This is a genomic window from Mesorhizobium sp. BR115XR7A (genome assembly GCF_020165315.1).
In the GTDB taxonomy this organism is placed as follows: domain Bacteria; phylum Pseudomonadota; class Alphaproteobacteria; order Rhizobiales; family Rhizobiaceae; genus Mesorhizobium; species Mesorhizobium australicum.
In genome coordinates this window covers 337,748-364,672 of the sequence record NZ_JAIUHW010000002.1, presented here as the reverse complement: position 1 = coordinate 364,672, position 26,925 = coordinate 337,748, and the positions used below count along the sequence as shown (strand labels likewise).

General features: G+C 60.2%; 23 protein-coding genes and 2 pseudogenes. 16 read left to right on the top strand and 9 right to left on the bottom strand.

Translation table 11 applies throughout. The features are described from left to right. Positions 1-88 precede the first annotated feature (88 nt). Positions 89-721 (bottom strand): tyrosine-type recombinase/integrase, encoded by a 633-nt coding sequence (locus LB557_RS05850; protein WP_140502832.1) that lies wholly within the window; start codon positions 719-721, stop codon positions 89-91. Positions 722-914: 193 nt separating this feature from the next. Between LB557_RS05850 and LB557_RS31725 the strand changes: the two are divergent. The 5 genes and pseudogenes from LB557_RS31725 (at position 915) to LB557_RS31720 (ending at position 6,259) form a co-directional block, all read left to right on the top strand. Further along, a pseudogene (locus LB557_RS31725) lies at positions 915-1,812 on the top strand (tyrosine-type recombinase/integrase). A gap of 3 nt (positions 1,813-1,815) precedes the next feature. Next, positions 1,816-2,220 carry a hypothetical protein gene (locus LB557_RS05835; RefSeq protein WP_224642812.1) on the top strand — a complete coding sequence of 135 codons (405 nt, stop codon included), beginning with the start codon at positions 1,816-1,818 and terminating at the stop codon, positions 2,218-2,220. Between the two features lie 311 nt (positions 2,221-2,531). After that, positions 2,532-3,059 carry a beta-class carbonic anhydrase gene (locus tag LB557_RS05830; RefSeq protein WP_140502834.1) on the top strand — a complete coding sequence of 176 codons (528 nt, stop codon included), beginning with the start codon at positions 2,532-2,534 and terminating at the stop codon, positions 3,057-3,059. 446 nt (positions 3,060-3,505) lie between these two features. Then, complete coding sequence (locus LB557_RS05825) at positions 3,506-5,914, top strand: PAS domain S-box protein (protein WP_224642813.1); 2,409 nt, start codon at positions 3,506-3,508, stop codon at positions 5,912-5,914. Between the two features lie 162 nt (positions 5,915-6,076). After that, positions 6,077-6,259: a response regulator gene (locus LB557_RS31720; protein ID WP_318013334.1), complete on the top strand. Its 183-nt coding sequence runs from the start codon at positions 6,077-6,079 to the stop codon at positions 6,257-6,259. 129 nt (positions 6,260-6,388) lie between these two features. Here LB557_RS31720 and LB557_RS05815 read toward each other — a convergent pair whose 3' ends face one another. The 4 genes from LB557_RS05815 to LB557_RS05800 form a co-directional block, all read right to left on the bottom strand. Further along, the gene (locus LB557_RS05815) at positions 6,389-8,008 is read right to left on the bottom strand and encodes an MFS transporter (protein WP_224642814.1); all 1,620 of its coding nucleotides are present in this window, start codon (positions 8,006-8,008) and stop codon (positions 6,389-6,391) included. Then, positions 8,005-9,099 carry an HlyD family secretion protein gene (locus LB557_RS05810; RefSeq protein ID WP_224642815.1) on the bottom strand — a complete coding sequence of 365 codons (1,095 nt, stop codon included), beginning with the start codon at positions 9,097-9,099 and terminating at the stop codon, positions 8,005-8,007. Before LB557_RS05810 ends, LB557_RS05815 begins: the two co-directional genes overlap by 4 nt. 253 nt (positions 9,100-9,352) lie before the next feature. After that, a complete protein-coding gene (locus LB557_RS05805) occupies positions 9,353-9,763 on the bottom strand; it encodes a GlcG/HbpS family heme-binding protein (protein ID WP_140502839.1) in 411 nt (136 codons plus the stop codon). A 33-nt stretch (positions 9,764-9,796) separates the two neighbouring features. Further along, complete coding sequence (locus LB557_RS05800) at positions 9,797-10,633, bottom strand: enoyl-CoA hydratase/isomerase family protein (protein ID WP_140502841.1); 837 nt, start codon at positions 10,631-10,633, stop codon at positions 9,797-9,799. Between the two features lie 292 nt (positions 10,634-10,925). On the opposite strand from LB557_RS05800, the gene LB557_RS05795 reads away from it, so the two are divergent. The 6 genes from LB557_RS05795 to LB557_RS05770 all read left to right on the top strand — a co-directional run bounded on the left by LB557_RS05795 (position 10,926) and on the right by LB557_RS05770 (position 16,475). Beyond that, on the top strand, positions 10,926-11,510 hold the full coding sequence (locus LB557_RS05795; RefSeq protein WP_224642816.1) for a hypothetical protein: 585 nt from the start codon (positions 10,926-10,928) through the stop codon (positions 11,508-11,510). Between the two features lie 408 nt (positions 11,511-11,918). Next, a complete protein-coding gene (locus LB557_RS05790) occupies positions 11,919-13,193 on the top strand; it encodes an epoxide hydrolase family protein (RefSeq protein WP_140502844.1) in 1,275 nt (424 codons plus the stop codon). A gap of 163 nt (positions 13,194-13,356) precedes the next feature. Then, positions 13,357-13,998, top strand: coding sequence for a VOC family protein (locus LB557_RS05785; RefSeq protein WP_224642832.1), 642 nt, complete (start codon positions 13,357-13,359; stop codon positions 13,996-13,998). A 109-nt stretch (positions 13,999-14,107) separates the two neighbouring features. Next, the gene (locus LB557_RS05780; protein WP_224642817.1) at positions 14,108-14,884 is read left to right on the top strand and encodes an alpha/beta fold hydrolase; all 777 of its coding nucleotides are present in this window, start codon (positions 14,108-14,110) and stop codon (positions 14,882-14,884) included. A 122-nt stretch (positions 14,885-15,006) separates the two neighbouring features. Beyond that, positions 15,007-16,065, top strand: a complete 1,059-nt coding sequence (locus LB557_RS05775; protein WP_224642818.1) for an alpha/beta fold hydrolase — start codon at positions 15,007-15,009, stop codon at positions 16,063-16,065. A gap of 89 nt (positions 16,066-16,154) precedes the next feature. Then, complete coding sequence (locus tag LB557_RS05770) at positions 16,155-16,475, top strand: alpha/beta fold hydrolase (protein WP_224642819.1); 321 nt, start codon at positions 16,155-16,157, stop codon at positions 16,473-16,475. Between the two features lie 34 nt (positions 16,476-16,509). Here the strand turns inward: LB557_RS05770 and LB557_RS05765 are convergent, their stop codons facing one another. From LB557_RS05765 to LB557_RS05755, 3 genes are all read right to left on the bottom strand, one after another. Further along, entirely contained in the window at positions 16,510-16,692 is a 183-nt protein-coding gene (locus tag LB557_RS05765; RefSeq protein ID WP_224642820.1) for a hypothetical protein, read from the bottom strand. Between the two features lie 214 nt (positions 16,693-16,906). After that, entirely contained in the window at positions 16,907-17,281 is a 375-nt protein-coding gene (locus LB557_RS05760; protein ID WP_140502853.1) for a response regulator, read from the bottom strand. Further along, positions 17,278-20,082: a PAS domain-containing sensor histidine kinase gene (locus LB557_RS05755; protein WP_224642821.1), complete on the bottom strand. Its 2,805-nt coding sequence runs from the start codon at positions 20,080-20,082 to the stop codon at positions 17,278-17,280. Before LB557_RS05755 ends, LB557_RS05760 begins: the two co-directional genes overlap by 4 nt. Before the next feature lie 726 nt (positions 20,083-20,808). On the opposite strand from LB557_RS05755, the pseudogene LB557_RS05750 reads away from it, so the two are divergent. Beyond that, positions 20,809-21,082: pseudogene (locus tag LB557_RS05750) on the top strand (hypothetical protein); the annotation flags it as partial. A gap of 159 nt (positions 21,083-21,241) precedes the next feature. On the opposite strand, the gene LB557_RS05745 reads toward LB557_RS05750, so the two are convergent. Further along, the gene (locus LB557_RS05745; RefSeq protein WP_140502857.1) at positions 21,242-21,835 is read right to left on the bottom strand and encodes a redoxin domain-containing protein; all 594 of its coding nucleotides are present in this window, start codon (positions 21,833-21,835) and stop codon (positions 21,242-21,244) included. Between the two features lie 246 nt (positions 21,836-22,081). Here LB557_RS05745 and LB557_RS05740 point away from each other — a divergent pair, with 246 nt between their 5' ends. From LB557_RS05740 to LB557_RS05725, 4 genes are all read left to right on the top strand, one after another. Continuing rightward, complete coding sequence (locus LB557_RS05740) at positions 22,082-22,738, top strand: MEDS domain-containing protein (protein WP_224642822.1); 657 nt, start codon at positions 22,082-22,084, stop codon at positions 22,736-22,738. A 1-nt stretch (position 22,739) separates the two neighbouring features. Beyond that, positions 22,740-25,799, top strand: coding sequence for a PAS domain-containing protein (locus LB557_RS05735; RefSeq protein WP_224642823.1), 3,060 nt, complete (start codon positions 22,740-22,742; stop codon positions 25,797-25,799). Next, positions 25,796-26,170 carry a response regulator gene (locus tag LB557_RS05730; RefSeq protein WP_224530503.1) on the top strand — a complete coding sequence of 125 codons (375 nt, stop codon included), beginning with the start codon at positions 25,796-25,798 and terminating at the stop codon, positions 26,168-26,170. Before LB557_RS05735 ends, LB557_RS05730 begins: the two co-directional genes overlap by 4 nt. Before the next feature lie 92 nt (positions 26,171-26,262). Continuing rightward, entirely contained in the window at positions 26,263-26,880 is a 618-nt protein-coding gene (locus LB557_RS05725; RefSeq protein ID WP_140503445.1) for a response regulator transcription factor, read from the top strand. Positions 26,881-26,925 lie beyond the last annotated feature (45 nt).

The following is a 26,925-nucleotide window of genomic DNA, read 5'->3' as shown; positions in this document are numbered from 1 at the left end:
TCAGCTTCCCACCCGGGACAGCCAGAACAAGAACGTATCCGGGAGGCTGAAGCGGTCATCCGTGGTGCATCGGGTGACCGCCCAAATGTCAGATTTCAGTTCGCTCTGCTAAGAGCAGTGCGTCTTCCACATCTACGCCAAGGTACCGAACGGTGTTCTCGATCTTGGAATGCCCAAGCAGGATTTGGATGGCTCGAAGATTTCCTGTCGCCTTGTAGATCATAGATGCCTTCGTGCGACGCAGTGAGTGGGTGCCATACTCCTCTGGACGCAGACCGATCGCCGTCACCCACTCGTCAACCAAGCGGGCATACTGCCTCGTGCTCATGTGGCGGGCGTGATTGATCCGGCTCGGGAATGCATAGTCGTCGATCTTGCCGCCACGCCTTTCAAGCCAAGCCAGAAGGCTGGCTCGCACGTCGCCGGTAATCTCGAACTGGACTGGACGGCCCGTCTTTTGCTGAACTACGATCGCGCGGGTCCTAATTTCCGGCCCCGCGACCAGATCACGAATCCTGATCTTGACCAGGTCGCAGCCGCGAAGCTTGCTGTCGATCGCAAGATCGAACAGCGCACGGTCACGAATGCGGCGCTCGCGATCGAGGAAGAAGCGGACGGCCCAGATCTGTTTCTGCGTGAGCGGACGCTTGGTTCCCACCTTCTTTCCAGTATTCCAAGCTGCGCGCTCGCGGCTAGCATCATCGAACTGAGAATGGCCCATTTGAGTTCTCCTCGGCCTTGATTGGCCGAAGGAGAAACGGTGCGGGTCACCGCTCTGGGGCCGGAGAACGAACCCGCTGCGCGGGAGGGCGCCTACGCTTGAGGTAGCGGTTACGGGCCGGGCGTCGCGCTCGCATTGAGCGTCGTCCGGCAGCGGCAGAGCATGACGGGCTTCTTCAACAAGGAGCCTGACCATGACCCACCCCGCTCTCGATGCACCGATCAGCCCACTGCGCCAGCGGCTGATCGACGACATGAACATGCGGCGTTTCTCGCGGGAGACGCAGCGCAACATCGGACGCCTGGCGACATTCCTCGGGCGTTCACCGGGCACGGCGACCGTCGACGACCTGCGCCGGTTCCAGATCGAGCAGCAGGAGGATGGCGTTCCCGTGCCGACGATGAACAGCATTGTGTCGGCGCTGCGCTTCTTCTTCACCCAGACGCTCGACCGCCCAGACCTGGCGCGCAGGCTCGTCCGGCTGGCGCATCCGCGCAACCTGCCCGTGGTGCTCAGTCGCGACGAGGTCGCCCGGCTGGCTCAACGCCACCACCTGCCTCAAGCACCAGGCCGCGCTCTCGGTCGCCTATGGCGCCGGCCTGCGTGTCGCGGAGGTGTCGATGCTCAAGGTCGCCGATGTCGACAGCGAACGCATGCTGCTGCGCGTCGAGCGCGGCAAGGGCGGGCGGTATCGCAACGCCATGCTCTCAGACGATCTGCTCACGCTTCTGCGTGAGTGGTGGAAGGTCGGGCGGCAGCAGGGCGTGATGCATCGCGACGGCTGGTTGTTTCCCGGGCAGCACGCGATGAAGCCGATCAGCACGCGTCAGCTCTATCGCATCGTCGTCGAGGCGGCACATGCCGCCGACATCGCCAAGCGGGTCGGGCCGCACACGCTGCGCCACAGCTTCGCCACCCACCTGCTGGAGGACGGCACCGACATCCGTATCATTCAGGTCCTGCTCGGGCACGCCAAGCTTAACAACACCGCCCTCTACGCTAAGGTCGCGACCCGGACGGTGCGCACGGTCACGAGCCCGCTTGACAAGCTTGGGCTGTTCAAACCGGGAGAGACCTCGCCCGATGGCTGAGCCGTGCGCAACCTCGATCATGCGTCCGCCGCAGCAAGGGCACGGCGGGCGGAAGTTGCGGAGCTCTTTCGGGATGGCGACTATCCTGTGCTGCGTGGGACCGCCCTCCTGCTCGATGATCAGACGGCTTATCTCTGGACGACGGGCTACGTACCGCAGCTCGACACCTATATCGGGCCGGAAACACCCAATCCGCTGCACATCACAGTGATACGCAACAAGAACGAGAAGCCCGACATCCGCGCGGTCTTGGGAGACATTATGGGTCTCACCAAGATCAACTACAACTCGTGCAACTTCGATGATGGCCTGCCCGTCACCGTGCGATTCGCACGGATGGTTGGAGACGTCCTCACGATGGGCTCGGCGAAGGGAGAGGAACGCCAACCGTTCAAGTTCTACGTGTGAGTTCGAATTCCCACGTGTGAGTTCGAACGTTCTTCACGTGGCGCCGAAGTACGAGGCGTGAAAAGACACCGAAACCCCGCCGGTACGCTTCAGCGGCCCAAAGCAGGAAAGAGGAGTTGCTGCCGACTCGGCCTGTGTCGTTGTCGGCCGGCGATGTCCGCTTCCTGGCTTCTGCCCGTTGGTCGGAAATGGCCGACATTCAGTCGGCAATTTGTCGGTCCACCCGACACCTTGGTCTCATCGACAGCGGCAGCTCTCCAGCGGACTATGACTGCCGCAATTGAAGCGGATTGCTAAACAAGGAGAAGATCATGAGTCTCATCGATAAGGCTCTAGAGGCCAATGAGCGGTATGCCCAGGGGTATGACTCAAAGCTGGGGGCGCACCCTCGGCCCAAGATTGCGGTCGTAACCTGCATGGATCCGCGGCTCTCTGACCTAGAGGGAATCTTAGGTTTGAACAATGCCGACATGGACGTAATTCGCACTGGCGGTCCGGCTGTAACAGATGATGTGATGGGGGAACTTATTGTGTCCACCCGGGTACTGGGCTCAGCAGAGATTATGCTGCTCAACCACACGGGCTGTGGATTCACGAGCTTTACAGACGAGGATTTGAACACAAAGTTCAGCGCGCAGACTGGCGACGCAACGCCGGCGCCTATGCGATTCTTCTCATATAAAGATCCTGAAAACCACACGAAAGAACAAATAACGAAAATTAGATCGCACCCATGGATTGCTAAAGACGTTCCCGTGCGCGGCTTTATTTTTGATGTCGACACCGGTGGTTTGACGGAAGTGACGGTGGAAAGCGAGCAGTTGTCAGAGCGGAAATGAATATATTCGCCAGCGGTGGTGGAGAGGGCCCATCCCGCCGTGGACCGAGTGTGGAGTAAATGGTGCCGTAGGTCGCGGCTAGTGTGGAATTGACTTGCGCCGCATCCCCGCCGTCCGATCCGTCCAAGCGCCGCGTGAGAGCGGTCGTTGGTGAGCCGGGCCCGCGGAGGAAGCAATAGTCTTGCGCTCTGCTAACTCTGTCGTGCCAGTTCGGCCATACCGTGTTCGAGCACCTCGGGCCCAGCGACCAACGGTCGTGCGACGAGTGCCACCTATGATAATTTGATTTGGTGCTCAAGGGGGGAGCTTCCTGAAGTTGCCTAGCGCTGCTGGCGGGTGTACCGAATTGGCCGGTCATGCCGGGGTCGGCATTTGTGGCGACTGCCGCCCAGGAGCAGCCTGGAATCCTACGCGGCCGAAGGCTTCGACGGGAGACAGGCGGCCAAATGGAAATGGACATACCTCAACTTACGGCGGAGCTCGCTCGCGCTAACGAAGCACTCCATCGCGAAGTGGCCGAGCGACGGTTTGCGGAGGACGCGCTTCGGGCCAGTGAAAGTGAGCTGCGCCTGACGCTCGACACCCTTCCAGCGGGCATTATCGTAGTCTCTCCAGAGACAGGAATCACGGACGCAAACAAACGGCTTCTGGGATATCTCGGGTACACGCTTGAGATACTGAAGCAATGGACGACGACCGATATGGTCCATCCCGACGACTTCGGTGGGACGTTGAAGTACTTCCGAACGTTCATGACCCTGGATCGAGAAAGCCGGTTCGAAACTCGGATACGACGATTCGATGGCGTCTATCGATGGTTCCAGGTCCGCAACAATCCGTTGCGAGACGCCGATGGCCGCATCCTCCGCTGGTATGGGGTGCTGACCGACATCGATGATCAGAAAAAGGCGGAGCTAGCGCTGCGCGAAAGCGAGGGTCAACTCCGGCTAGCGGTGAATACCACCCCCGGCCTGATCGCCACCTTCGCGCCGAGCGGTGCCGCCGAAGACGTCAACGCCCAGTTCCTTGAATATCTCGGCCAGACGATCGAGGAATTTTCGAACTGGCCGACGAACGGCACGGTCCATCCCGCCGATGTCGAACACCACGTTGAAGTCCTGAGGGGATCTTTCCATTCAGGACGTCCGATCGACACGGAAACGCGACTGCGGCGCTTCGACGGGGCGTATCGCTGGTTCCAGGTCCGTGGTCTCCCAGCCAAAGATGCCGATGGACGCATCATCCGCTGGTACTGTCTGATGATTGACATCGACGATCGTAAGCATGCTGAGCAAGCCCTCGCGGCCAGCGAGCGCAACCTGCAAGTCACCGTCGATGCCATCCCGGCATTGGCCTGGTCAGCACATCCAGACGGCGCGGCCGACTTCTTCAATCAGCACTATCTCGACTATGTCGGGCGATCGCTCGACGACTTAGCGGACTGGGGCTGGACGTCGGCAGTGCATCCAGAGGATTTGCAGCGATTGGGTGCCTCATGGGAGAAAGCCCGGGAGACCGGCTCGAGCGCCGAGTGCGAGGCGCGGCTATGCGGTGCCGACGCCAAATACAGGTGGTTCATCTTCCGAGCGAGCCCACTACGCGACGAAACCGGAGCGGTCGTCAGGTGGTACGGCATCAATACTGACATCGAGGATCGCAAACGCGCCGAAGACGAGTTGGTGAAAAGCGAAGCCTCGCTCGCGCATGCGCAGCGCGTGAGCTCCACCGGAAGTTTCGTGTGGATCTTAGCGACAAGGGAGATCACGTTCTTTTCGGAAGAACTCTACCGGATTTTCGAGCTCGATTCGAGCGTGCCGATTACGGTTGAGCAGATCGCCACCCGGGTCCATCCCGACGACATCCCGCTGCTGACGACTAAGCTTGCAGAGGCGCAGGCCGGTATTGTGGATCACGATTACGACATTCGACTCCGCATGCCCGACGGCCGCGTCAAATACCTGCGCACAGAATCGCGCCCGGACACTCAAGTTGACGGGCAGAAGATCTTCGTTGGCACCATGCAAGACATTACAGAGCGGAGATTGGCCGAGGAGGCTGTCAACGAGCTGCGCACAGAATTGGCGTACGTCTCGAGGGTCAGCACCCTTGGGGCGATGACGGCGTCGATCGCTCATGAAGTTAACCAGCCGCTTTCGGGTATCATTACTAACGCCAGCACCGGACTGCGCATGCTCGCGTCCAATCCGCCAGACATCGAGGGCGCGCGCGAAACCGCGCGGCGCACAATTCGCGATGGCAATCGCGCCGCCGAAGTCGTCAGCAAGCTGCGCGCCTTGTTCAGCAAAAAAAGTGAGACCACCGAGTCAGTCGACCTCAACGAGGCTGTGCGAGATTTGCTCGCCCTGACGACCATAGAGTTGCGGCGAGGACGGGTGGACCTCGAGGTTGATCTCGCGCCTGACCTGCCGAAGATCGTTGGCGACCGTGTGCAGCTTCAGCAGGTCGTGTTGAACCTTCTTCTTAACGCGGCTGATGCTGTGAGCGAGATCGAGGATCTACCGAGGCGCGTCACACTCAGCACCGGAATGGACGAAGACGGTCAAGTGAAACTGACGGTAAAGGACAACGGCGTAGGTATCGACCCGGAGAGTATCAATAGACTCTTTGACGCGTTCTATACGACCAAGCCGACCGGCATGGGCATCGGTCTATCTGTCAGCCGGTCAATCATCGAGCATCACCGCGGCCGCATCTGGGCAAGCCGAAACGCCGACACGGGGGCGAGCTTCTCGTTCGCGATCCCGCAGCCTGCGGTGCAGGTTGTTCCAACCGAGCCCGCGGGGCACACGCCACAAGGTGCGAAGGCATCCCACGAAGGAAGCCCCAATGCCTAAGCGCCCCCTCGTGACAATCATCGACGATGACGAGCCTGTGCGCGAGTCTTTGCCTGATCTGCTGAAAGTGCTCGGTTACCCCGTTCAGGCCTTTCCCTCCGCACACGCATTTCTCCGCTCGAAAGATCTCGAAAGACGCGATGCCTAATCCTCGACATCGCAATGCCCGATATGACGGGGCCCGAACTGAGAACCGAGCTCAGGCGTCACGGCCACGACATTTCGGTGGTGTTCATTACGGCACATCGCGACGAGTCGATCCGCCCGTTACTGGGTGGTCGGGACGCGGTTGCATGTCTATTCAAGCCGATTAGCGAAGCCGCTCTCGGTAGAGGCGCTCGATAGAGTTTTTTTAAAGCTAATTTAGAAGACGCCGTGTCTCGCCGGAGGTGGGGCGGAAAGGATCGCAAAACTCTGAGTTTCGCTCGGGATGCCATGAATGTGTGAAACCGGAATTTCGCAGTAGATATGGCATCACCGAAGCATGGCTTGCTTATGCGCGGCTGTCCGGTTGCGCCTGACGGCTCCGAGGCCGAGCAATCGCTTGGCCAGAATGAGAAACGGCGCGACGACCGCGAACAGCAGGACGAAAGCGAGGAAAGCTTCATCGAAAGAGATAACGGCGGCCTGCTTGTCGAGCGCGTGCTGCAACAATAAGACCGCGGCCTTTGTCGCTGCAGTGCTGTCGATACCGTTTGACGCCAAAGCGCTCGCAGCAGCCCTCAAGCGCTGGTCAGCCGCGGGATCGCCACTGACAACGTGGGCAACCAGTATCGTCCGGTTATAGGCATTCTGGTGATCAATATATGTTTGCAGAAGGGCCGTGCCGGCCAAACCACCAACCTGCTTGCCAAAATTGAACAGGCCAATGCCGAACGGAAGCGCGCCGGCCGCAAGCCCCTGGAGAGTGACCAGCGTCAACGCCATGAACAGAAGACCAAGACCGAATCCGCGCAGGAGCAACGGAACGGCCAGGTCCGCCGAACCGCTGCCGCTCGTCGAACCAGACAGCAGCCACATGGCTCCGGCGAAGAGCAAAATTCCGAATGGAGCAAGCATGATCGCACGTATCCCCGCCTTTTCGATGAGAAGGCCCGACAGCAGAAGTGCCAGCGCAAGCGCGGCTCCGCTAGGCAGCAGAAGCACTCCCGCGCCCGTGGCGGTGAAATCGAGGATGGTCAGGGCAAAAGTGGGAATGAGATAGGCGCTGCCAGAAAGGGCAAAGCCAGCAAGCAGGCTGGCGAGAAGTCCGAAGCGGAAGTCCGGATCGCCAAGTGGCGAGATCGGCAACAAAGAGCCTCGTGGACGGAACCCGATTTCGCCGATAGCCAGAAGGCCGACAGACATGACACCGAGCGCGGCAAGGACAGCAATGTCGGTGTCATCGAACCAATTGAACCTGCTGCCCTGCAGCAGGACGTAGGTCAAAAGCGTGGTACCGATGCCAAGTAAAATTACCCTGCGGATAGGAAGCTTGGCATCTCGCCAAAATGTCGCGTCACCCTCCGCCGCCAGCAGGATAAGGGAGGCGAGGCCCAGCGGAATGTTGGCCAGAAATATCCAGTCCCAGGTGAGATGGTCGACGAGCCAACCCTGGAGAGCTGGCGTGACTGTCGTCGGAGCCATCACGGCACCTGTAGCAAAAACAGCCTGAACGACCGGCTGGTGTCGATGCGGAAACCGGAAAAACAATAAGGTCTGGCCGGCGACCAGGATTGTGCCACCGGCCAGCCCCTGGGCAACGCGGCAGACGCAAATCCAGACGAGATCGGCCGACAATGTCATTGCAGCCGAGGCCAGAAGAAGGATGACAGCCCCCGCGCGCAAGCAGGCAGTAGGCCTGACCGCTCTGACAAGGAGTGGAGCGACAAAGAAGGAAGTTAGCTTAGCGGCGATGAAAACAATATCGATCATCGCCAGTCCGTCCGGCGTTGCGTGGGTGTCGCCAAGCAGGCCGATCCGGCCGATGGACAGAGCAGTGGATGCGACCGCATCCATGAGCGCGGCCAGTACAACAGCGCCTGTTACGGATAAAGCGCGCAGCCGCGCGTCGAGAAGGTGCTGCGCCGACCGCTTTTCGACAAGGTGGGTCACTGTATTGGTTGTCCGTTCGCGATTCCACCGGTCTGTGGTTTCAGCGCCGCCGCCCAAGCGTCTCCGGCGCTGACGGCGATAGCAACACGAGCCGAAAGGCCAGGAACCAGGCGGCCGGGCAAGGGGTTGCGCATTATCCTGATCTTGACCGGCACGCGCTGAACGACGCGGATGAAATTTCCCGTGGCGTTGTCTGGCGGCAGCAGGCTAAATGCCGCACCACTGCCGGGAGAGAAGCTGTCGACGACGCCGTCAATTTCGAGGTCTGGATACTCGTCGACAGTCACACGTACCCGCTGCCCTATGTTTACCTGCTCTAGCTGCGTTTCCTTGAAATTCGCGACAATCCAAACGTCTTTTACAGGAACAATATCCAACGCCGCAGTACCCGCAGTGACATATCGCCCGACACGTATCTGACGATTGCCAACAATTCCGTCGATCGGGGCCTTCACCACCGTGCTGGACAGGTCGAGCATAGCTAGGTCGAGCGCAGCCTGCGCCTGTGATTGGGCTGCTTCCGCGCTGGCCAACTGTGCACCCAGGACGTCTAACTTCAGCCTTTGAGCCAAAACATTGGCGTCTGCGCCATCCACCGATGCTTTTGCTTTGTCATAAGCGGCCTGCGCATCTTGCAGCTTCTGATCGCTCGCGGTCCCGTTCCTCTGCAGGGTGACGTAGCGGTCGAGGTTGGAGTGCGCAAACTGCAGATCGGCTGCAGCTGATTGCCTCTGCGCCTCGCCCTGCACGATCAAGGCCTTCTGCAATGCAGAGGTGGCCACGATGTTGTCAACTTCCGCCTTCCTGGCGGCGGCGTTGGCCTTCGCCTGCTCCACCTTGGCCCTATAATCATTGTCGTCGACTCGAAACAGGACAGCGCCCTTCAAAACACTGGCGTTGTCGTCCACGTCGACCTCCACCACATAACCGGCGAGCTTCGGAGCGATACTGGTGATCTCTCCACGCAGATATGCGTTGTCAGTCGTTTCCTCGAAGCGGCCTATTGTGAACCACTGCCAGCCCCACGAAGCCGCCAGCGATGTCACGAAAAGGACAACGATGACGATTGCGATCCTGCGAACTCGGCTCATGGCTGCCTCGGCCTCAAATCGACGCACTCGCCGTCGATGGAGATGTTCGCGCCCCTGACACCAAGACGATCGGTGATGTTGCCAGATCGTGCGTGGCCAGTGGAGTTTCACGAAGCCTGTCTCCATCAAAATCCAGACGTGCAGGGCGTAGAACGGCAAATGATTATTGACTTCACGGCCTCGCCGCCAAAAAGCCACACAGGGTCGCGTCTGCCCGCCGGGCGGCCGGCGAGCAAGACTCATCCTTCTTCGATCAAGCAGCCACCTGGGCGCGCTCCTGCAGAGCAGCTTCAACGATAGCCACGTCTTCCTCGGCCGTTCCGCCGCTGACGCCGATACCAGCGTACACCTCGCCCTTCTCGGTCAACGGGACGCCGCCACCCATGGGGCAGAAGCGGCCGCCACCAACCGAAGGGAGCACGTAGAGCGATTGACCAGGCTGCACCAATGTCAGCAGATCAATCGTGCGCATCCGCACCAGGGCCGAGGTGTAGGCCTTCCGCTCCGATATCTCGAGTGAGAACAGCGGGGCGCCGTTCATGCGATGCTGGAGCACGAGATTGCCATGGACGTCGACAATGCAGACGGCTACCGGAATCTTGGCTTTGATTGCTTCAGCCTCTACGCGCTCGGCCAGCTTCTTGGCTGTCATGAGCAAATCCATGAGAGTCATCCTTTCTGAACGTTTGGTGATTGCCTAGCGAGCCAGCTCGCCGAGGTGGAACCCCAGCCGATTTTCAACATCGCCGGGCGTTTGGAAGCCTTTGGCAGTCAGGGTTTTGATGCCATTCTGCGCGGCGGGCCGCCCGAGCGAGGCGATACAGGCCTCCCATCCGGCGCCGAGTTCGACATCCGGCGGCAAGCTGGTATTCACCAGCCGCTTGGTCTGGCCGATGGCCCACTTGTCGAAGCCGGAGATGCGGGTGGCGAGCGCTTCAACGTAGGCGTCGAGTTCAGCGTCGGGAAGCGCCCGGTTGATGTAGCCGTAGGCTTCCGCCTTGTCGGCGGAAATGTCCTCCGAGCTCAGCAGCACCTCCATGGCGCGATTTCGCCCGATAAGGTTAGGCAGCCGAGCCATCGGCCCGCCGCCGGCCACCATGCCCACGCCGACTTCCCACTGCGAGATGATCGTCTTCTCCTTGCTGGCGAAGCTCATGTCGCAGGAAAGCAGCAGCTCGCTGCCGTTGCCAGTCGCGCGGCCACGGATCAGCGCGATCGAAACCACAGGGGCACGCGTAAGGCGCACGAGGAAATCGGGCCAGGGCGGCAAGCCCGTCGGTCCGGGTGACATCGAGGTCATCTCTTCCAGAGGAGCCATGAAGTCTGAATGGTTCAGGAAGAAGTCTTCGGCCGCGCTGTCGAAGACCACGACCCTGACGTCACCGTCAGCCTCGATGGCGTCGATCGTGGCCTGGAACTGCCGCACCATCTCCGGTCCCATGACATTGAGTGGCGGGTTGTTGAAGGTGACGCGCCAGCAAGCGGGCGTGTATCGGACCAAGCAAATTTGTGAAGCGGTTGTCTTGGCGTCCACTGAAACCTCCTTTGGCAAACAATTGCGAGACGCTTGTCAATTACCGCTCAAGTTCGTGCACTTCGATTGGACCTACGTATCGGCGATACTATCGTCTCGACGATATCGTCCGGTGGGGAGTTATCTAGCCAAGCCCGAAGTGAAGATGGCCGACATATCCGGCCCGGGCGTATTCGCCTTAGGTATCGGCGATACCTTGGGGCAATGGATCAGCAGGATCGCCTCTGCTCTGACTGGATCCAGCACCACGCGACAATTCCGTCGATGGCGCGGACTTTGCGAAGGATCCGTCATGCAACTTGTCACGACCAGTACGCGCACTACACCCCGCCAGGTGCGATCGGCAGCCTTGCGCGGCCACGCGGTCGCAATGCTTGCACTGAGCATGGCGGCGCAGCGGATGCGCGCAAAAGCCGCGGCCCGCCAGGCTCCGGTGATTCCGACTGATGACGGGACCATGGACCTTGGTGGCCACGTGGGAAGCATATGTGCGGCTCTGTCGGAGCAGCTGCGAGTTCGGCTCAGCGTCAAGACGGACGAGATACGGCTAGACGCCGCTTGTTGCCGGCGGGTGGGACTGATCCTATCCGAGCTGGTCCGCAGCGCAGCGCACCACAATCTGAAGGGCCGGCGAGAGGCTGTCGAGATTATTTTGAGCGGATGGGGCGGCAATGTGCGCTGCCTGGTCAAAGGCAGCCGCTCGACGGCGGCGGACTCCCAGGAGCGTCCTGAGCGGCGGCGGGTCCGAACCCTCGCTGAGGAACTCGGCGGATCGGTCGACTGGTGCTTCACTGAGTCCGGATCGTTCGCCGGCCTGCATTTCTCGATCCAGCGATCCAAGGATTTGCCGTCGCAACTGAACGCGGATTTAACCTGATGCGTGGGGTCAGAGATGCTCGGCGCGCGTCGTGACTCAGAGCTCTGACCAACAGAGCGAGGATTGCCATTTCCACGATGCCCGGCGAGCCATTGTTCACATCAGCCTGGCGAGGAGTTGCTCTTGGCCATCCGACCGCAAGACATCGCGTGGAAGAGGTTCGCTGCCTACCCGCCAGCCACGCCCGCATAGCGATCCTGGTAAGACCCGACCCGGGTCATATGCCGTACGGGTCAGTTGACCAGCGAACTCGCATCGTGGCCTCGCTGCTCCTTATGAAGGACAGCAGACGCCTCGTAGCCCAGCAATACAAAAGTATCGGCGATACCATCGTGTGATGGATTCGCCTTCGCGGACAGTTGATCTGTTAGCAGCATTCGAAAAATCCAATTTAGACAGGAGGACGTCATGACACGACGCGAACTACTTGCCGCCGCAGCCGCCGCCGGGGCTGCCAACATGCTTCCCGGAACATCCCAAGCGGCGGAAGGGTTGATCCGTCCCTTCACTGTCAACTTCCGAGACAGCGACCTCGACGATCTGCGCCGGCGGGTGATGGCGACCCGCTGGCCGGACAAGGAGACCGTTGCTGACGATACGCAGGGCGTGCAACTGGCGACGATTCAGAAACTAGCGCGGCACTGGGCGAAGGATTACGACTGGCGCAAGGTGGAGGCCCGGCTCAACGCGCTTCCGCAGTTCATCACGGAGATCGACGGGCTGGACATCCACTTCATTCACGTGCGTTCCAGGCACGAGAACGCGCTGCCGATTGTCGTGACGCATGGCTGGCCTGGCTCGGTCATAGAACAGCTGAAGATCATCGAGCCGCTTACCAATCCGACCGCGCATGGCGGAACCGAAGGCGATGCGTTTCACGTCGTGATCCCCTCGCTTCCAGGTTACGGCTTTTCGGGCAAGCCGATCGCGCCGGGATGGACCCCCGTCCGCATCGCCAAGGCATGGGCAACGCTGATGCAGCGCCTCGGTTACATGAAATACGTGGCGCAGGGGGGCGATTGGGGGAACGCCGTCTCTGAGCAGATGGCTCTGCAGGAGCCGCCAGGATTGCTGGGCATCCATACCAACATGCCCGCAACCGTCCCCGCCGATATCTCCAAGGCACTGGCGGCAGGGGCTGCTGCGCCCTCCGACCTTTCGCCGGACGAGAAGCGTGCTTACGGCCAGCTCGACGACTTCAACAAAAACGGGCTGGGATATGCGATCGAGATGAACAACCGTCCGCAGACGCTGTACGGCATCGTGGATTCGCCTGTCGGGCTGGCCGCCTGGATGCTTGACCACGACATTCGCAGTTACAGGCTCATCACGCGCGTCTTTGATGGGAGCGCCGAAGGGCTGACGAAGGATGACATCGTCGACAATATCACGCTGTACTGGTTGACCAACACGGCGATCTCCTCGGGGCGCCTCTACTGGGACAATGCACATTTCCCGACGGGGGGTTTCTTCGATCCGCGCGGCATCAAGATTCCAGTTGCCGTGAGCGCCTTCCCGGACGAGATTTATCAGGCGCCGCGAAGCTGGGCTGAAAAAGCCTATCCGAAGCTGATCCACTACAACCGGCTCGCCAAGGGCGGGCACTTCGCGGCCTGGGAACAGCCGACGGTGTTTAGCGCAGAGCTCAGAGACGCTTTCCGCCCGCTGCGCCAGTCCATCTGAAGCCGAAGGGCAGCCATCAGGTCGTCCACATTTCAAAACGGCGGGCCGGACCGGCAGGTCGGTCCGCCGAGGCGGCGTAGGGCGGCAACATACTCCTTGTGACAAAACCAAGAGAAGGAGAACGACGATGTCATCCACGGTTGAAGCGCGGCAGGTCGAGACAATGCTGGAAACAGCAGTCCGCACAGCGAGCGCGCGATCCCTCGATATGAAGCTCGAAGTGATCGCTGTCCCTGTCTCCGATGTCGATCGCGCCAAGAACTTCTACGGCGGCTTAGGCTGGAGGCTTGATGCCGACTTCGTGGTCGGCGACGTATTCCGGGTCGTTCAGTTCACTCCGCCCGGCTCATCAGGCTCGATCCACTTCGGCAAGGGCATCACTTCGGCCGGTCCGGGCTCGGCGCAGGGCCTCTTTCTCGTCGTCTCTGACATCGAGGCGGCGCGTGCCGACCTCATTGCTCACGGCGCTGAGGTCAGCGAGGTGTTCCATCGCGCCGGACCGGGCCAGCCCGCGATCAGCGGTCGCGATCCTGAAGGGCGCAGCTACGTCTCGTATGCTACGTTCAGCGATCCTGACGGCAACGGCTGGGTGCTGCAGGAAATCATTGCTCGGCTTCCTGGCCGGATCGACGGCAATTCGACAAGCTTCGCCTCTGAAGCGGATCTGGCTGCCGCGATGCGGCGCGCGTCGGTCGCCCACGGCGAGCACGAGCAGCGGAGCGGCGGCGAGCGTGATGAGAATTGGCCGGACTGGTACGCCGCCTACATGGCGGCGGAGCAGACCGGAAAGCCCCTGCCGCAATAGGCAAAGCCCTGGGGGCATGGGTTGGACGCCCAGGCTCGTCCACACCGAGGAGGCACGCCTACGTCTCCGCGCGGTTCGCGCGATACCTCAAGCATGAAGGGACATTCAGATGAAAACACTGCTCGCAGCCTTGGCGATCGCCGGCGCCTCGTTCGGCAATGCATATGCGCAGGCCGACAAACCCACCATCGTTCTGGTTCACGGTGCGTTCGCGGATTCGTCGAGTTGGAACGGCGTCGTCAAAATCCTCGAGAAGGATGGCTATCCCGTCGTAGCTGTCGCCAATCCGCTACGTGGGGTCAAAAACGACGCCGGCTACGTCGCCGACATCCTTGGCTCCATCAAATCGCCTGTCGTTCTCGTTGGGCATTCCTACGGCGGCTCGGTCATCAGTGAGGCGGCCGAAGGCCACGCCAACGTCAAGGCGCTGGTCTATGTCGCCGCCTTCGCGCCGGATGCGGGCGAGACAGCCGCGCAACTTGCCGCCCAGTATCCCGGCAGCACGCTCGGTCCGGCCCTCTCGCCGCCAGTCAGCCTGTCAAGCGGAGGCAAGGATCTCTACATCCGGCAGGACAGGTTCCACGGGCAGTTCGCCGCCGACGTCCTCGAGGCCGAAACCAGGTTGATGGCCGCGGCGCAGAGGCCCATTGAAGAAGCGGCGCTGAACGAAATCCAAACTGAAGCGGCGTGGAAAGAGTTTCCAACCTGGTTCATCTACGGGGCCGGTGACAAGAACATACCGGCGGAAGCCTCAGCATTCATGGCTGCTCGGGCCCGCTCACGGGATACCGTGGTCATCAAGGGCGCCTCGCATTTGGTGATGGTGTCGCACCCTGAAGCCGTGGCGCGGCTGATCGAGAAGGCCGCTAAGGAGACATCACGATGAAAGCCGTCGTGATGGGGCGTCGACTGGCGCGACATGCGACATTGATGGCGACCAGCGGCTCGGATCTTGATCAGGCATGCCAAGGAAATCGAGATTAGTCCTGCCACAGGAGAGGCATCACCATGGACAGTGTTTCCGACAGGATCGATGAGCGCCGTCGCCACATAATCGGCGCGGCGGCAATGACCCTCGCGATCGCCGAACTCGGTGTGAGCACGGCCGCGAAGGCCGCACCCGGCGGAGCCGACAAGACGACCGCGTCAGCGATGCAGACAACACACAACTCGGTTGGCGCACCGAAGCAGATTGACGCCGGCGTCCTGAATGTCGGCTATGTCGAACTGGGACCAGCCGACGGCGCGCCTGTCATCCTGCTGCACGGTTGGCCCTACGATATCCATACTTACGTCGAGGTCGCTCCGTTGCTGGCGTCCAAGGGATATCGCGTGATCGTACCTCACCTGCGTGGCTATGGCACGACGCGGTTCCAGTCAGGCGAAACGCCGCGCAATGGCCAGCAGGCGGCAATCGCATCCGACGTCATCGCCCTGATGGATGCGCTCGGCATCGGGAAGGCCACGATAGGCGGCTGCGACTGGGGTGCCCGCACGGCAAACATCATTGCCGCGCTGTGGCCGGAGCGCTGCAAGTCGATGGTCTCGGTCAGCGGCTACCTGATCGGCAACCAGCAGGCCGGCAAGTCGCCGCTGCCGCCCAAGGCTGAGCTTCAATGGTGGTACCAGTACTACTTCGCCACCGACCGTGGCCGGGCGGGCTACGAGAAATACACGCGCGATTTCGCAAGGCTGATCTGGCAGCTTGCCTCGCCGCAATGGAACTTTGACGACGCCACCTTCGAGCGCAGTGCGGCGTCCTTCGACAATCCGGATCATGTCGATATCGTGATGCACAATTACCGTTGGCGGCTCGAGCTGGCGGAAGGCGAGGCGCGATACGACGCGCTGGAACAGCGGCTCGCTGAGGCGCCCGTTATCTCCGTGCCGACAATCACGCTCGAAGGCGACGCCAATGGTGCGCCGCATCCGGAGGCCAGCGCCTATGCGAAGATGTTCTCCGGCAAGTACGAGCATCGGTTGATCGCGGGCGGCATCGGCCACAACCTTCCCCAGGAAGCGCCGCAAGCCTTCACGCAGGCCATCATCGACGTAAGCGGGATGTGATCCGATGGCGCATCCGATCATTTACCGCACGATTTTCGGTCGATGGTCTTCCGATCTTCGACTGCGAAGCAGGAGACCGCGATGCGCCGGTGATCCTGCTCCTCCACGGATTGCCGTCGCGCATGTATCAGCCGCTGCTTGCGCGACTCTCGGACCGCTATCATCTGGTCGAGCCGGACTATCCCGGGTTTGGCCATAGCGCTGCGCCTGTCCCCAACGCGTTTGGCCACACTTTCGACCACCTAGCTGAGGTCATTACCCGCTTCACCGAGGTTCTGGCACTCTCCCCGTTACAGCCTGTTCATGCGGGATTACGGCGGTCCGGTGGGCTTCCGCATGGCGATGGCTCATCCCGACCGCAATCGCGGATCGTGCAGCATGCCCACGACACGGGCCTCGGCGCTGCCTGAGCTCCCCGCCTCGCTTTCTGGGCAACCGCGCAACTCATGAAGAGACGCTGCGCAAGAAGCTCCTGTCGTTGGGGCGATGCGCCGCCCCCACCTCGGCAGCGATCCGGCCGTCGAGCGCTATGACCTTGATCTGTGGACCGATGAATTCGCGATTCTCAGCCGACCCGGCCAGGCAGATATTCAGACGGGCCCGATAACCTAAAAATTTATCAGCCAAGCGGTGAAACCGCCGACATCAGGGTTGAAGGCGGTCGGCCGCCAACCCTCTTAGCCCCTCCAGTGCTTCGCGGACGGAGATGTCATCATCCACCATATTGACTGTCGGAGTAGCATCCGGCATGGCTGTCCACCGCCGTTGCACCCGGCACGTTGACCTCCACGCGCCCATGCATTTTAAGCCTCCCTTTCCTTGCAGACACAAGACAGGCGAATCACTTCGATCGAAGCACGCCCTGCAGCGCCTCCATCAGGGCCGTATCGCTGAACGGTTTCAGCAGACAATCGACAGCGCCGCGCTCATGAAGTCGGAGCCGTACCGCCCCATCGCCATGCGCTGTGATGAAAACGATCGGAATCTGCAGCTGCCGCCGGCTCAGTTCGCGCTGGAGATCAAGCCCGGACATTCCCGGCATCGCGATATCGAGCACCAGACACTCAGCCTGCCTGAGCTTATCCGATGCTAGAAACTCTTCAGCCGACGAAAATCCGCCCGCCTCGTAGCCGAACTCGCGCAGCAGGTCCGGAACCGACTCGCGTACCGATTCGTCGTCATCGATCACAGCGATGAACCTCCGGCGTTGCGTCATGCGTTCACCTCCGCACCGTCGCCAGCATCCCCGGACGGGATTGAGACAATAAACGTAGCGCCGGGACCGTCATTCCGCTCGGCCCAGAGCCGGCCCTGGTGGTTCTCGACAATCGACCGGCTGACTGAGAGACCGATCCCCATGCCGTGCCTCTTGGTCGTATAGAACGGATGGAAGAGCTTCTCGGCGATTGCGGCCTCGAAACCCACGCCTGCATCCTGGATGACGACGCGCACGGCGTCGCAACCGTCGCGCTCCGTCGCCACGACCAGCTCCTTGGACCGGTCGGCGATACCGTCCATGGCCTGCATGGCATTCAAGATCAGGTTCATGATCACCTGCTGAAGCTGGACACGGTCTCCCTCCACAGATGGGAGCGCCTCGGCCAGTTGCACGCGCAAGCTCACGTTGGCCTTCTTCAACTCAGTCAACGTCAGCGCTATAACCTCTTGCGTGGCCGTGTTCACATCCACCGCTTCGATGACCGGGTCCTTCTTGCTGAAGAGCGACCGCAGCCTGGCGATCACATCCGCAGCCCGGTTGCCGTCTCGTATGGTTCGTCGTGCGGTCTCTCGCGCACCTGTCACGTTGGGTGGATCGGCTGCCAGCATGCGCAAGCACGTGCTGGCATTGGTGATGATGCCGGCCAACGGCTGATTGAGTTCATGGGCGATCGAAGCGGTGAGATGGCCCATGGTCATTACCCGCGTCATATGCGCGAGCTCGGCCTGGGCATCACGAAGCTCGTCTTGGGCCTGTTTCCAGTCGTGCATGTCCGCGCAGGCACCATGCCATTTGAGGATGCGGCCGTCTGTGTCGCGCAGCGGCAGCGCACTGGTCAACAGCCATCGATAGGTCTGATCCGACGCCCGCAGCGTCCGCACCTCGACCCGATAGGGATCACCGGTTGCGATGCAGTGCAGCCAAGCCCTCACCGTTGGCTCGACGTCGTCCGGGTGCAGCATCTTCGCCCAGCCGGTACCCATCGCTTCTTCGGGGGTGAAGCCGGTGAACTCCAGCAGCCGCTTGTTGCAGTAGTCTATCGAGCCATCCGCCGTAGCACTCCAGAGCATCTGGGGAATGGTTTCTGTCAATTGTCGCAGATTGAGCTCGCTCGCCCGCATGGCCGCTTCGGCGCGCTTCAGGTCTTCGATGTCTGTATTAACACCGAACCAGCGTACGACGTTGCCTGCATCATCCAGCACCGGGCTGGCGCGAAACAGGAAGCACCGATATTCCCCATCATATCGGCGGATTCGCGCCTCGGACTCTCCGCCACGACGCTCCGACATCATGGCGCGCCAATCGGCGATCAAATGCTCCAGATCGTCCGGGTGAAGGGCCACCATCCAGCCGACGCCCCGCGCCTGTTCAAGTGAAAGTCCGACATAGTCGAGATAATGCTGATTCAAGAAGTCTGCATGGCCATCGGGAAGAGCGGTCCATGCCAAACCGGGAATCCCGCTGATGATCTGATCGAGATTCCGTTCGCTTGCGGCCAGACGGGCCTCGGCCTGCTTCCGGTCGTGAATGTCGATCTGCAGTACGCACCAGCGCACGATGCGGCCTTCGGCGTCCCGCATCGGATAGCCGCGATGATCATTCCAACGATACTCGCCGTCCGCGCGGCGGATGCGGGCCTCGTGCTCATAGGCCGCGCCGGTCTCAATCGCCCGCTGCCAGGCGGCCTGCGAGGCGACCAGATCATCCGGATGCACGATGTTCTCCCACTGGGAGACCTCCTCGAAGCTCTTGCCGAAATAATCGCCGACCAGATGATTGACCGCCTCCAGCTCGCCGTCGGAATTGAAGAAGCCGATCGGCGCAGCGATGCTGTCCAGCATCGATCCCAGCATCAATTCGCTGGCGCGCAGGGAATCCTCCGCCTGCTGCCGCTGCCGTTCAGTCTGCCGCCAAGCATCGACGTCGGTGTTGATGCCGTACCACCGCACGACCTTTCCGGATTCATCGCGCAGGGGGCTGACCCGCATCAGGAACCAGCGATAGGTGCCGTCGAAGCGCCGCAGTCGCGCCTCGGTCTCGCCGGTCCGGCCGGCGGCCATGACAACTTTCCAAGTCTCAAGCAGATCATCGACATCGTCGGGGTGTACGGCCTGCTTCCAGCTGTCGTCGAGCATGCGGTCGAGCGGCAGGCCGACATAATCCAGGAAATTGTCGTTGAAGAACTCGACATTCCCGCTCGTATCGGCGGTCCAGGCCATCGCCGGCATCGTGTTGATGGTCAGTTTGAGATTGCGCTCGCTGGCCGCGAGAGCTTCTTCGGCCGACTTGCTGTCATGAATATCCAGATGCAGCACGCACCACCGCAGGATGCTGCCATCGGAATCGCGAACCGGAAATCCATGGAGACGCATCCAGCGATAGGGTCCGTGGGCCCGGCGGGCACGGACCTCGACATCATAGGGCTCGCCGGTCTCGATCGATCGCTGCCATGCCGCTTTCACACGCGGCAAATCAGCGGCGAATATCATTTCGCCCGAGGTCCAGTCCATGATCTCTTCGACGGATTTGCGGTGGTATTCCTGGCCGAACCGGTTGACCGCCACCATTTCGCCGGTTGGCGCGCATAGCGTGACCGGTGCCCCAATGCCGTCGATGAAGGATTTCAGCAAGATTTCCCGGAGGTGCGGATTTTCGTGGTCACGGTGCCGCTCGGAAAGCTGGCGCCGCAAATCCTCACTGATGGCGGAGAGCTCGGCCGTCCGCTCTGCGACGCGTCGTTCGATCTCCTCGGCAATGCGCGGGTCGGTCGGCGCAATCGGCCCGTCTGCTGTCAGCATCGAAAATCTCCTCGATCCCAGAATGCGCCACTCGATCTTTGGCGCGCATTATACCTTGGTATCGGTTTGCCGAAGTTTCCGGGATTTCAACGCGCTGCGGCCATTCCCTTGGGCCGTCCAGTGAGACTGAATGGTTGATGTGCTACGGGTGTTCGATCCCGAGAAACAGGCTGAAATCGTCAGAGCGCTTGACCAGCACCGTAATGCGACTATTCGCCGACGTACGAGAGCGACCGGACGGCGACCATCACCGTAACGCTGCCGGCCAACCGCGGAACGGTCATTCTGTTCCATGTCTACCCGCCTGAACTGACCCCGCCGTGGCGAGCGCACAGCTCTGCGCAATGGCACTCGAAACCAGCGGGCGTGACCGTTGCCTGCTAATTGGACGCGACACTTCGCGCTGGAATGGGCCGTATGCCTACATCGGCTTTGCCAAAAATGACGTTTGGAAATTAAGACATGCGTTTATGGCGAGCCGTCTGCGGCCAACAGCCACAATATTCTGAACGTAATCGTCCACCGACACAGCTAAACGGCCACTTTCCCGAATGTGAGCATCAAGATTGGCGACTGGAGAGCGGCGCAAAAGTTCCTGCTCTGGTCCGGGCGGAAGTCAGCTATGGTCAGACCTTCGCATTCGGCAAATGCCGACCCCGACGTAGCCCTGAGATCGCAGAGAGCGGCAATCGGGCCTGCACCCAATTGGAACAGGTCATTTCGAACGGCGAAACACGATGCGACGCGCTGGAGCAGCGGCTCGCGCAGGCGCCTGTGATCGCCGCGTCGACAATCACGCTCGAAGGCTACGCCAACGGTGCGCCGCACCCGGAAGCCAGCGCCTACGCGCGGATGTTCTCGGGGCAAATATGAGCACCGGCTGATCAGTGGCGGCATCGGTCACAACCTGCCTCAGGAAGCGCCGGAGGCCTTTGCTCGGGGCCATCACCGACGTGAGCGCAACGTGATCCGGGCCCGCCAATCAGCTACCGCATCATAGCGGTAGTTCGATTTCCGATCTCCTACCGCGGCGGGTGGGCGCGACCTCCATAGGGTGGCGGCTTCGTCCCGCATGTACCAGCCGCTGCCCGGCGAAGGCCGGAGGACCGTCGGCCGACCGAGCCCATGCCAAAGCGCGCTGCCTCGCCTTCAACGCAATTCAATGCTCTGCCGCAATGTTTGAACTTGGCTTCTGGTAGGGATAGAAAAGCTCCCTTTGGCCCATTTGCCACGCCGACCTGAGTTCGGGTTTCGAAATATCCCAATCCATCCGAGATTTCATAGTCACCGCGCGCATGTCCTGGCGGAGCTCTTCCAATGTGGGTCGACCGAAGAACCAGTAGCCATTGTAGATCTTGTAGACGACCAGGCCAGGCTCCAAGACGACCACGTGAGGAATCATAGGATTGTGCAGGGGGTCCGTGTACTCCGCGATATCAAGGTCCTTTTGGATGATGCGCCGCGGGTCGGAAAGAAAAGGCCAATGGGCGCCAGCCCCCAATCGATACTCGTTCGTTTCCAGAAGATTGTCCGCCGTGATGGTCACGAGCCTGCAATATCCGACTTCCATTTCACCATAGAGCCGTACGAGCCCTTCGGTCTGCCGACGGTCCCGAGGACAAAACCCGCCTCTGCCGAGAACCACCACCATTGGGTCTTCTCCCTGCAGATCGGAAAGCTTTCGCCGTACGGCCGTGTGATCCGGTAACTCGTAATCCGGGAAATTGGACCCTGGAACAATGTCTGAGCGCATTTCGAGAACCTTCGCTAACGTGAGACCCAGGGCCAACAAGAGCGGAAGAACAATCAAAATCCATTATTCCAAGGTATCGGCGACACCATGGAACAATCAGTACCCCGGTGCGGGTTCCGACCGCTACGGCTGGAGACACCGTCGCAACCGGATGTCCCTCATCAAACCGACACCAACGCATAATGGACCTTGGTATTGGCCGCGTGCATGGTGGGATGGGGCGGAGCTGCGTCCCGTGAGGCAAACATGCATAAGAAGACGCCAGCCATTCCCTTCGCGGGGTCCGAACTTGGCGAAATGCGGCACGCCTGCGCATTCTTTAACGGCGACGACGAGGCGTCTCGGGTGTTGCTTCCCTTCATGAGGGATGGCTTCGAGCGCGGTGACAAAGTCATCCACGTCGTCAATCCGGGCGAGCGCTGCAAGCATTTGCATCGCCTGGCAGCGGCGGGCGTCGATACAACGGCGGCGGAACAAAGCGGCCAGCTTGAATTTCGCACCAATACCGAAGCCTACATTCGGGACGGTCGTTTCGATCAGGATCGAATGTTGGAGATCTTCGAACAGCTGGCGAGCGGCAACGTCAGAGGCGATTTTCCACTTAGTCGCATTGTCTGCCATATGGACTGGGCTTGTGAGGTCAGATCGCACATTGACGATCTGGTAGAGTTCGAAGCGCGGGTGAACGAGGATGGTCGCGTCACGAGGACGCGGTTCATCTGTGTGTACGATCTTGCGAAGTTCGGCGGCAACACGGTCGTCGATATCATGCGGACGCATCCCATGATCGTCATAGGCGGCATACTGCAGCACAATCCATTCTTTGTACCGCCGGAAAATTTCCTTCAGGAACTGCGCCAACGCAGAGCCGGACAGCTGCTTCAGCCAGAAATGGACCTTTAGCATGGAGCCGCCGGTGGAGACCTCCTGGGAGGAAAATCAACGGCTTAAGCGCTCGATGAACGACTTGGTAAGCCTGCTAGCTCTCCCTGCGATCTGGGTAGGCGAGGATCCTGTTCACATCGCAAGCACATTGCTTGACGTGCTAAGCGCCATGTTGCCCGTTGATTTCGTTTATGCACGGCTGTTCGACAGAGATGGCGCATGCCCGAATGAAATCGTTCGGGTCGGCCAGGCCTGTGCATTGGAGATGAGCGAGATAGGCAAAGCCCTCGATCATCTGCTTGGAGAGACGGAATCGAATTGGTCGTCCAGCGCCAGAATGGATGTCGGAGCGGGTGGTGTTTTTCTGGCGGTGGCGCGACTGGGGCTTGAGGGGGAAGCTGGAGTCCTGGTTGTGGGTTCAGCCAGGGCCGATTTTCCCAGCCAGTCCGATCAACTGCTTTTGAGTGTTGCTGCCAACCAGGCGAGCATTGCGCTCCAGGGGGCACGGCAGGCAAGAGATCAGAACCGCCTCGCCAAAGAGCTCGACCAGCGGGTTACAGAGCGAACCAGCGAACTCGTCGCCGCGAATAGAACTCTGATGCTGGAAATTGAAGAACGCCGGCGGACAGAAGAAGCCCTGCGAGAAAGCAAGGAAGCTCTTGCGACGAGCCGGCACGATCTCCAGCTGATTGTCGACACCATTCCGGCCTTCGCTTGGTTGACCCGCCCCGATGGCTATGTCGAGTTTTTCAGCCAGCATTACCTTGACTACGCCGGTCTGTCTGCCGAGCAGTCACAGGGCTGGGGATGGACCGCCATAATGCATCCCGATGACCTGGATGAACTGACCGCCAAATGGCAGGCGTTGATGATCGCGGGTGTACCAGGCGAAGCCGAAGCACGAGTGCGTCGATCTGACGGAACCTTTCGCTGGTTTCTGATCCGCGCCAACCCGTCGAGAGACGAATACGGCAAGATTATCAAGTGGTACGGTGCCAATACCGACATCGACGAACGCAAGCGCGCCGAGGAGAAGGTCATCGATGCTGAGCGCGAGCTTCAAAGGATGATCGACGGTATCCCGGCGCTGGTTGGAGCTTTCCGCGCCGATGGCTCACAAATTTCCAGCAACAAGCGAGGACGCGTTTTCACCGGGCTTTCTTCCGAAGACATCGCAAATGGTGGTTGGAGAAATAGAATCCATCCAGAGGACGTCGAAGCTGAAGAGAACAAATGGCTCGAATGTATCGCGACCGGAGAACCGTTCGAGCTAGAGTACCGAGTGCAGGCGGCCGACGGTACGTATCGCTGGCACATGGCGCGTCGCATACCGATCCGGGACGACGCCGGCAAAGTGATGCGCTGGTATGGTGTGAGCCACGATATTGATGGTCGCAAACAGGCAGAAGCCTTTCTGGCGGGTGAAAAGCGACTGCTCGAGATGATCGCGTCGGGCAGTTCACTGCGTGATGTTCTAAGCGCCTTGTGCACATTCGTCGAAGAGGCTGCCCCTGACTGCTTCTGTGATGTTCACATGTTCGATCAGGATAGCCTGACAATTGCCTACGCCGTGGCTCCTTCCCTGCCTTCAGCCTACAGCGATCCGATCGCGGGTACGCCTCTGAGCGGTGATTTGCTGCCATGCGGCATAGCGGCCGTTGAGAAAGTACAGGTCGTCACCGAGGACATTGAGCGGGATCCTCGCTGGTATAACTCGCCAGTTAGGTCCCATGTGCTGCGACACGGATATAGGTCGGTCTGGAGCACCCCGGTTTGTTCCAAGGAAGGGCGAGTGCTGGCCACCTTCTGCATCATTCAGCGAAAGCCCTCGTCGCCATCACCACACCAGCAAGATCTTATTGCGCATGCCACGCAGATAGCCAGCATCGCCATCGAGCGCTCGCTGACCGAGGCCGCACTCAGGCGGACCGAAACATTGCTTTCCGAAGCTCAGCGTCTGAGTTCGACCGGAGCGTTTTCATGGCGTGTGGATACGGATGAAATCGCGTTTTCCGAGGAGCTCTATCGCATTTTCGAGTTTGACCCTGCGCATCCAGTGACGATGAACCAAATTCTCGACCGAATCCATCCGGACGACATTCCATCCCTATCAACGCACATGGCACGGGTTCGCGCCGGTGAGGGTAATCTGGGCTATGAGATCCGAATACGAATGCCGGACCATAGTGTTAAATTCCTGCGCACCTTCGGCCGCGTCGTGCGTCGCCAAGACGATCGGCTGGAGTGCCTCGCCGCGGTTCAAGACGTGACAGAGTACAGACGCGCAGAGGAGGCGCTTGGGAAGGCCCGGACTGAACTTGCACACGTATCGAAGGTTTCAAGCCTTGGAACCTTGACGGCGTCAATCGCGCACGAAGTCAATCAGCCGCTATCCGGCATTGTCACCAACGCTAGCACGTGCCTGCGCATGCTGGCCGCCAATCCGCCGAATATCGACGGCGCGCTCGAGACGGCGCGTCGTACGATACGCGACGGCAACCTGGCGGCGGATGTAATCGCTCGGCTGCGCGCGCTTTTTAGCAAGAGGGCTCCGATAATAGAGGCTGTGGATCTGAATGAGGCCGTGCGCGAGGTGCTGGCACTGTCGTCAGGAGACATTCGTGACAGTCGCGTGGTTCTGCAATCCCAACTGGCCGAAGGGCTACCGCATGTCGCGGGGGATCGAGTCCAACTCCAGCAGGTGATCATGAACTTGTTGCGCAACGCGGCCGACGCAATGAGCGAGATCGAAGATCGTCCCAGGCAGGTCATGATCAGGACCGAGCCGGAGGCGAACGGTCATGTGCGGCTGTCGGTACAGGACACGGGCACTGGATTCGGTCCAGACGGCTCCCACCGTCTCTTCGAAGCTTTCTACACCACCAAGAGTGACGGCATGGGAATAGGATTGTCCATCAGTCGATCCATTATCGACAGTCACTGTGGGCGCCTGTGGGCAGCCGCAAATGATGGGCCAGGGGTTACGTTTTCTTTTTCCGTGCCCGAGTTTTCCGCGGCCCTGCTGATGCAAGATATGGATGTGGCCCATAATGATAAAAAATCAGTGGGGGTTAGATGAAGACTGCGCATGTACTAATTTCTGTGGTCGACGATGACCGGTCCGTGCGCGAATCTTTGCCAGATTTGCTCAAGGAATTCGGTTTCAGCGTGAAGACGTTCTCTTCAGCAAATGAGTTTCTCATATCGGATAGCGTTGATGAGACCAGGTGCCTGATTCTTGACGTAGCGATGCCCGAAATGACGGGGCCTGAACTGCAACTTGAGCTGGCGCGTCGCGGACAGCTAATTCCGATTGTGTACATAACAGCGTGGAAGGATAGCACGGTCCGGCCGCGTCTGATGGAGCAGGGTGCGGTTGAGTGTCTGTTCAAGCCTTTCAGTGACCGAGCCCTTCAGGCGGCGCTTAGCTCGGCACTACGTGCACCTTGAACGCGGTGGTTGTTAACGATGTGCGAGAAGGATACTCTGCGATGCATCCGAATTTGGCGACTGAACTGGGCGTTGGGGCAAAGTCGGCATCCATGTCACAAGGAACGCCTGTCGTGTTCGTCGTTGACGACGACATCTCGGTACGTGAATCTCTTGAGTCGCTGATCGGCTCCGCAGGCTGGCGGCCGGAGACGTTCGCCTCGGCGGAGCAATTTCTCAACTGCCCCCCGGCGCTGGTTCCAAACTGTTTGATTCTTGACATCAATCTCCCCAATCTCAGCGGGCTTGACCTGCAAAAGCTTTTGTCTGTCGGTCGCACCGACATGCCGATCATCTTTGTCACAGGCTATGCCGACGTGCCAATGAGCGTTAAGGCAATGAAGGCCGGTGCGGTGGAATTTCTAACAAAACCATTTAGTGACGAAGAGCTCCTGGCGGCGGTTGAGTCAGCGCTGGAATGGAGCAAGACCTCACTCGCTCTTGGTTCGGAATTGCACGAGCTCAGGGATCGGCACGCGTCGCTCAGCCGTCGCGAACAGGAGGTCATGGCACTGGTCGTCTCCGGTCTGTTGAACAAGCAGGTCGGGTTTGAGTTGGGCATCAGCGAAATAACCGTGAAAGCACACCGCGGTCAGGCCATGCGTAAGATGAGAGCTCGCTCGCTCGCGGACCTGGTGAACATGGCTGCGCGGCTCAGCGGTGCTCAATAGCCAAACTGTCTGCGCCAGATCACGCTTCACATGGGACGATTACCG

Coding starts and splice junctions, on each gene's coding strand:
- LB557_RS05780 (WP_224642817.1), top strand. CDS start 14,108: ATGAAAACACTGCTCGCAGCCTTGGCGATCGCCGGCGCCTCGTTCGGC.
- LB557_RS05760 (WP_140502853.1), bottom strand. CDS start 17,281: ATGACGCAACGCCGGAGGTTCATCGCTGTGATCGATGACGACGAATCG.
- LB557_RS31720 (WP_318013334.1), top strand. CDS start 6,077: ATGCCCGATATGACGGGGCCCGAACTGAGAACCGAGCTCAGGCGTCAC.
- LB557_RS05785 (WP_224642832.1), top strand. CDS start 13,357: ATGCTGGAAACAGCAGTCCGCACAGCGAGCGCGCGATCCCTCGATATG.
- LB557_RS05740 (WP_224642822.1), top strand. CDS start 22,082: ATGCATAAGAAGACGCCAGCCATTCCCTTCGCGGGGTCCGAACTTGGC.
- LB557_RS05850 (WP_140502832.1), bottom strand. CDS start 721: ATGGGCCATTCTCAGTTCGATGATGCTAGCCGCGAGCGCGCAGCTTGG.
- LB557_RS05825 (WP_224642813.1), top strand. CDS start 3,506: ATGGAAATGGACATACCTCAACTTACGGCGGAGCTCGCTCGCGCTAAC.
- LB557_RS05775 (WP_224642818.1), top strand. CDS start 15,007: ATGGACAGTGTTTCCGACAGGATCGATGAGCGCCGTCGCCACATAATC.
- LB557_RS05755 (WP_224642821.1), bottom strand. CDS start 20,082: ATGCTGACAGCAGACGGGCCGATTGCGCCGACCGACCCGCGCATTGCC.
- LB557_RS05745 (WP_140502857.1), bottom strand. CDS start 21,835: ATGCGCTCAGACATTGTTCCAGGGTCCAATTTCCCGGATTACGAGTTA.
- LB557_RS05725 (WP_140503445.1), top strand. CDS start 26,263: ATGTCACAAGGAACGCCTGTCGTGTTCGTCGTTGACGACGACATCTCG.
- LB557_RS05790 (WP_140502844.1), top strand. CDS start 11,919: ATGACACGACGCGAACTACTTGCCGCCGCAGCCGCCGCCGGGGCTGCC.
- LB557_RS05795 (WP_224642816.1), top strand. CDS start 10,926: ATGCAACTTGTCACGACCAGTACGCGCACTACACCCCGCCAGGTGCGA.
- LB557_RS05805 (WP_140502839.1), bottom strand. CDS start 9,763: ATGGATTTGCTCATGACAGCCAAGAAGCTGGCCGAGCGCGTAGAGGCT.
- LB557_RS05830 (WP_140502834.1), top strand. CDS start 2,532: ATGAGTCTCATCGATAAGGCTCTAGAGGCCAATGAGCGGTATGCCCAG.
- LB557_RS05810 (WP_224642815.1), bottom strand. CDS start 9,099: ATGAGCCGAGTTCGCAGGATCGCAATCGTCATCGTTGTCCTTTTCGTG.
- LB557_RS05735 (WP_224642823.1), top strand. CDS start 22,740: ATGGAGCCGCCGGTGGAGACCTCCTGGGAGGAAAATCAACGGCTTAAG.
- LB557_RS05730 (WP_224530503.1), top strand. CDS start 25,796: ATGAAGACTGCGCATGTACTAATTTCTGTGGTCGACGATGACCGGTCC.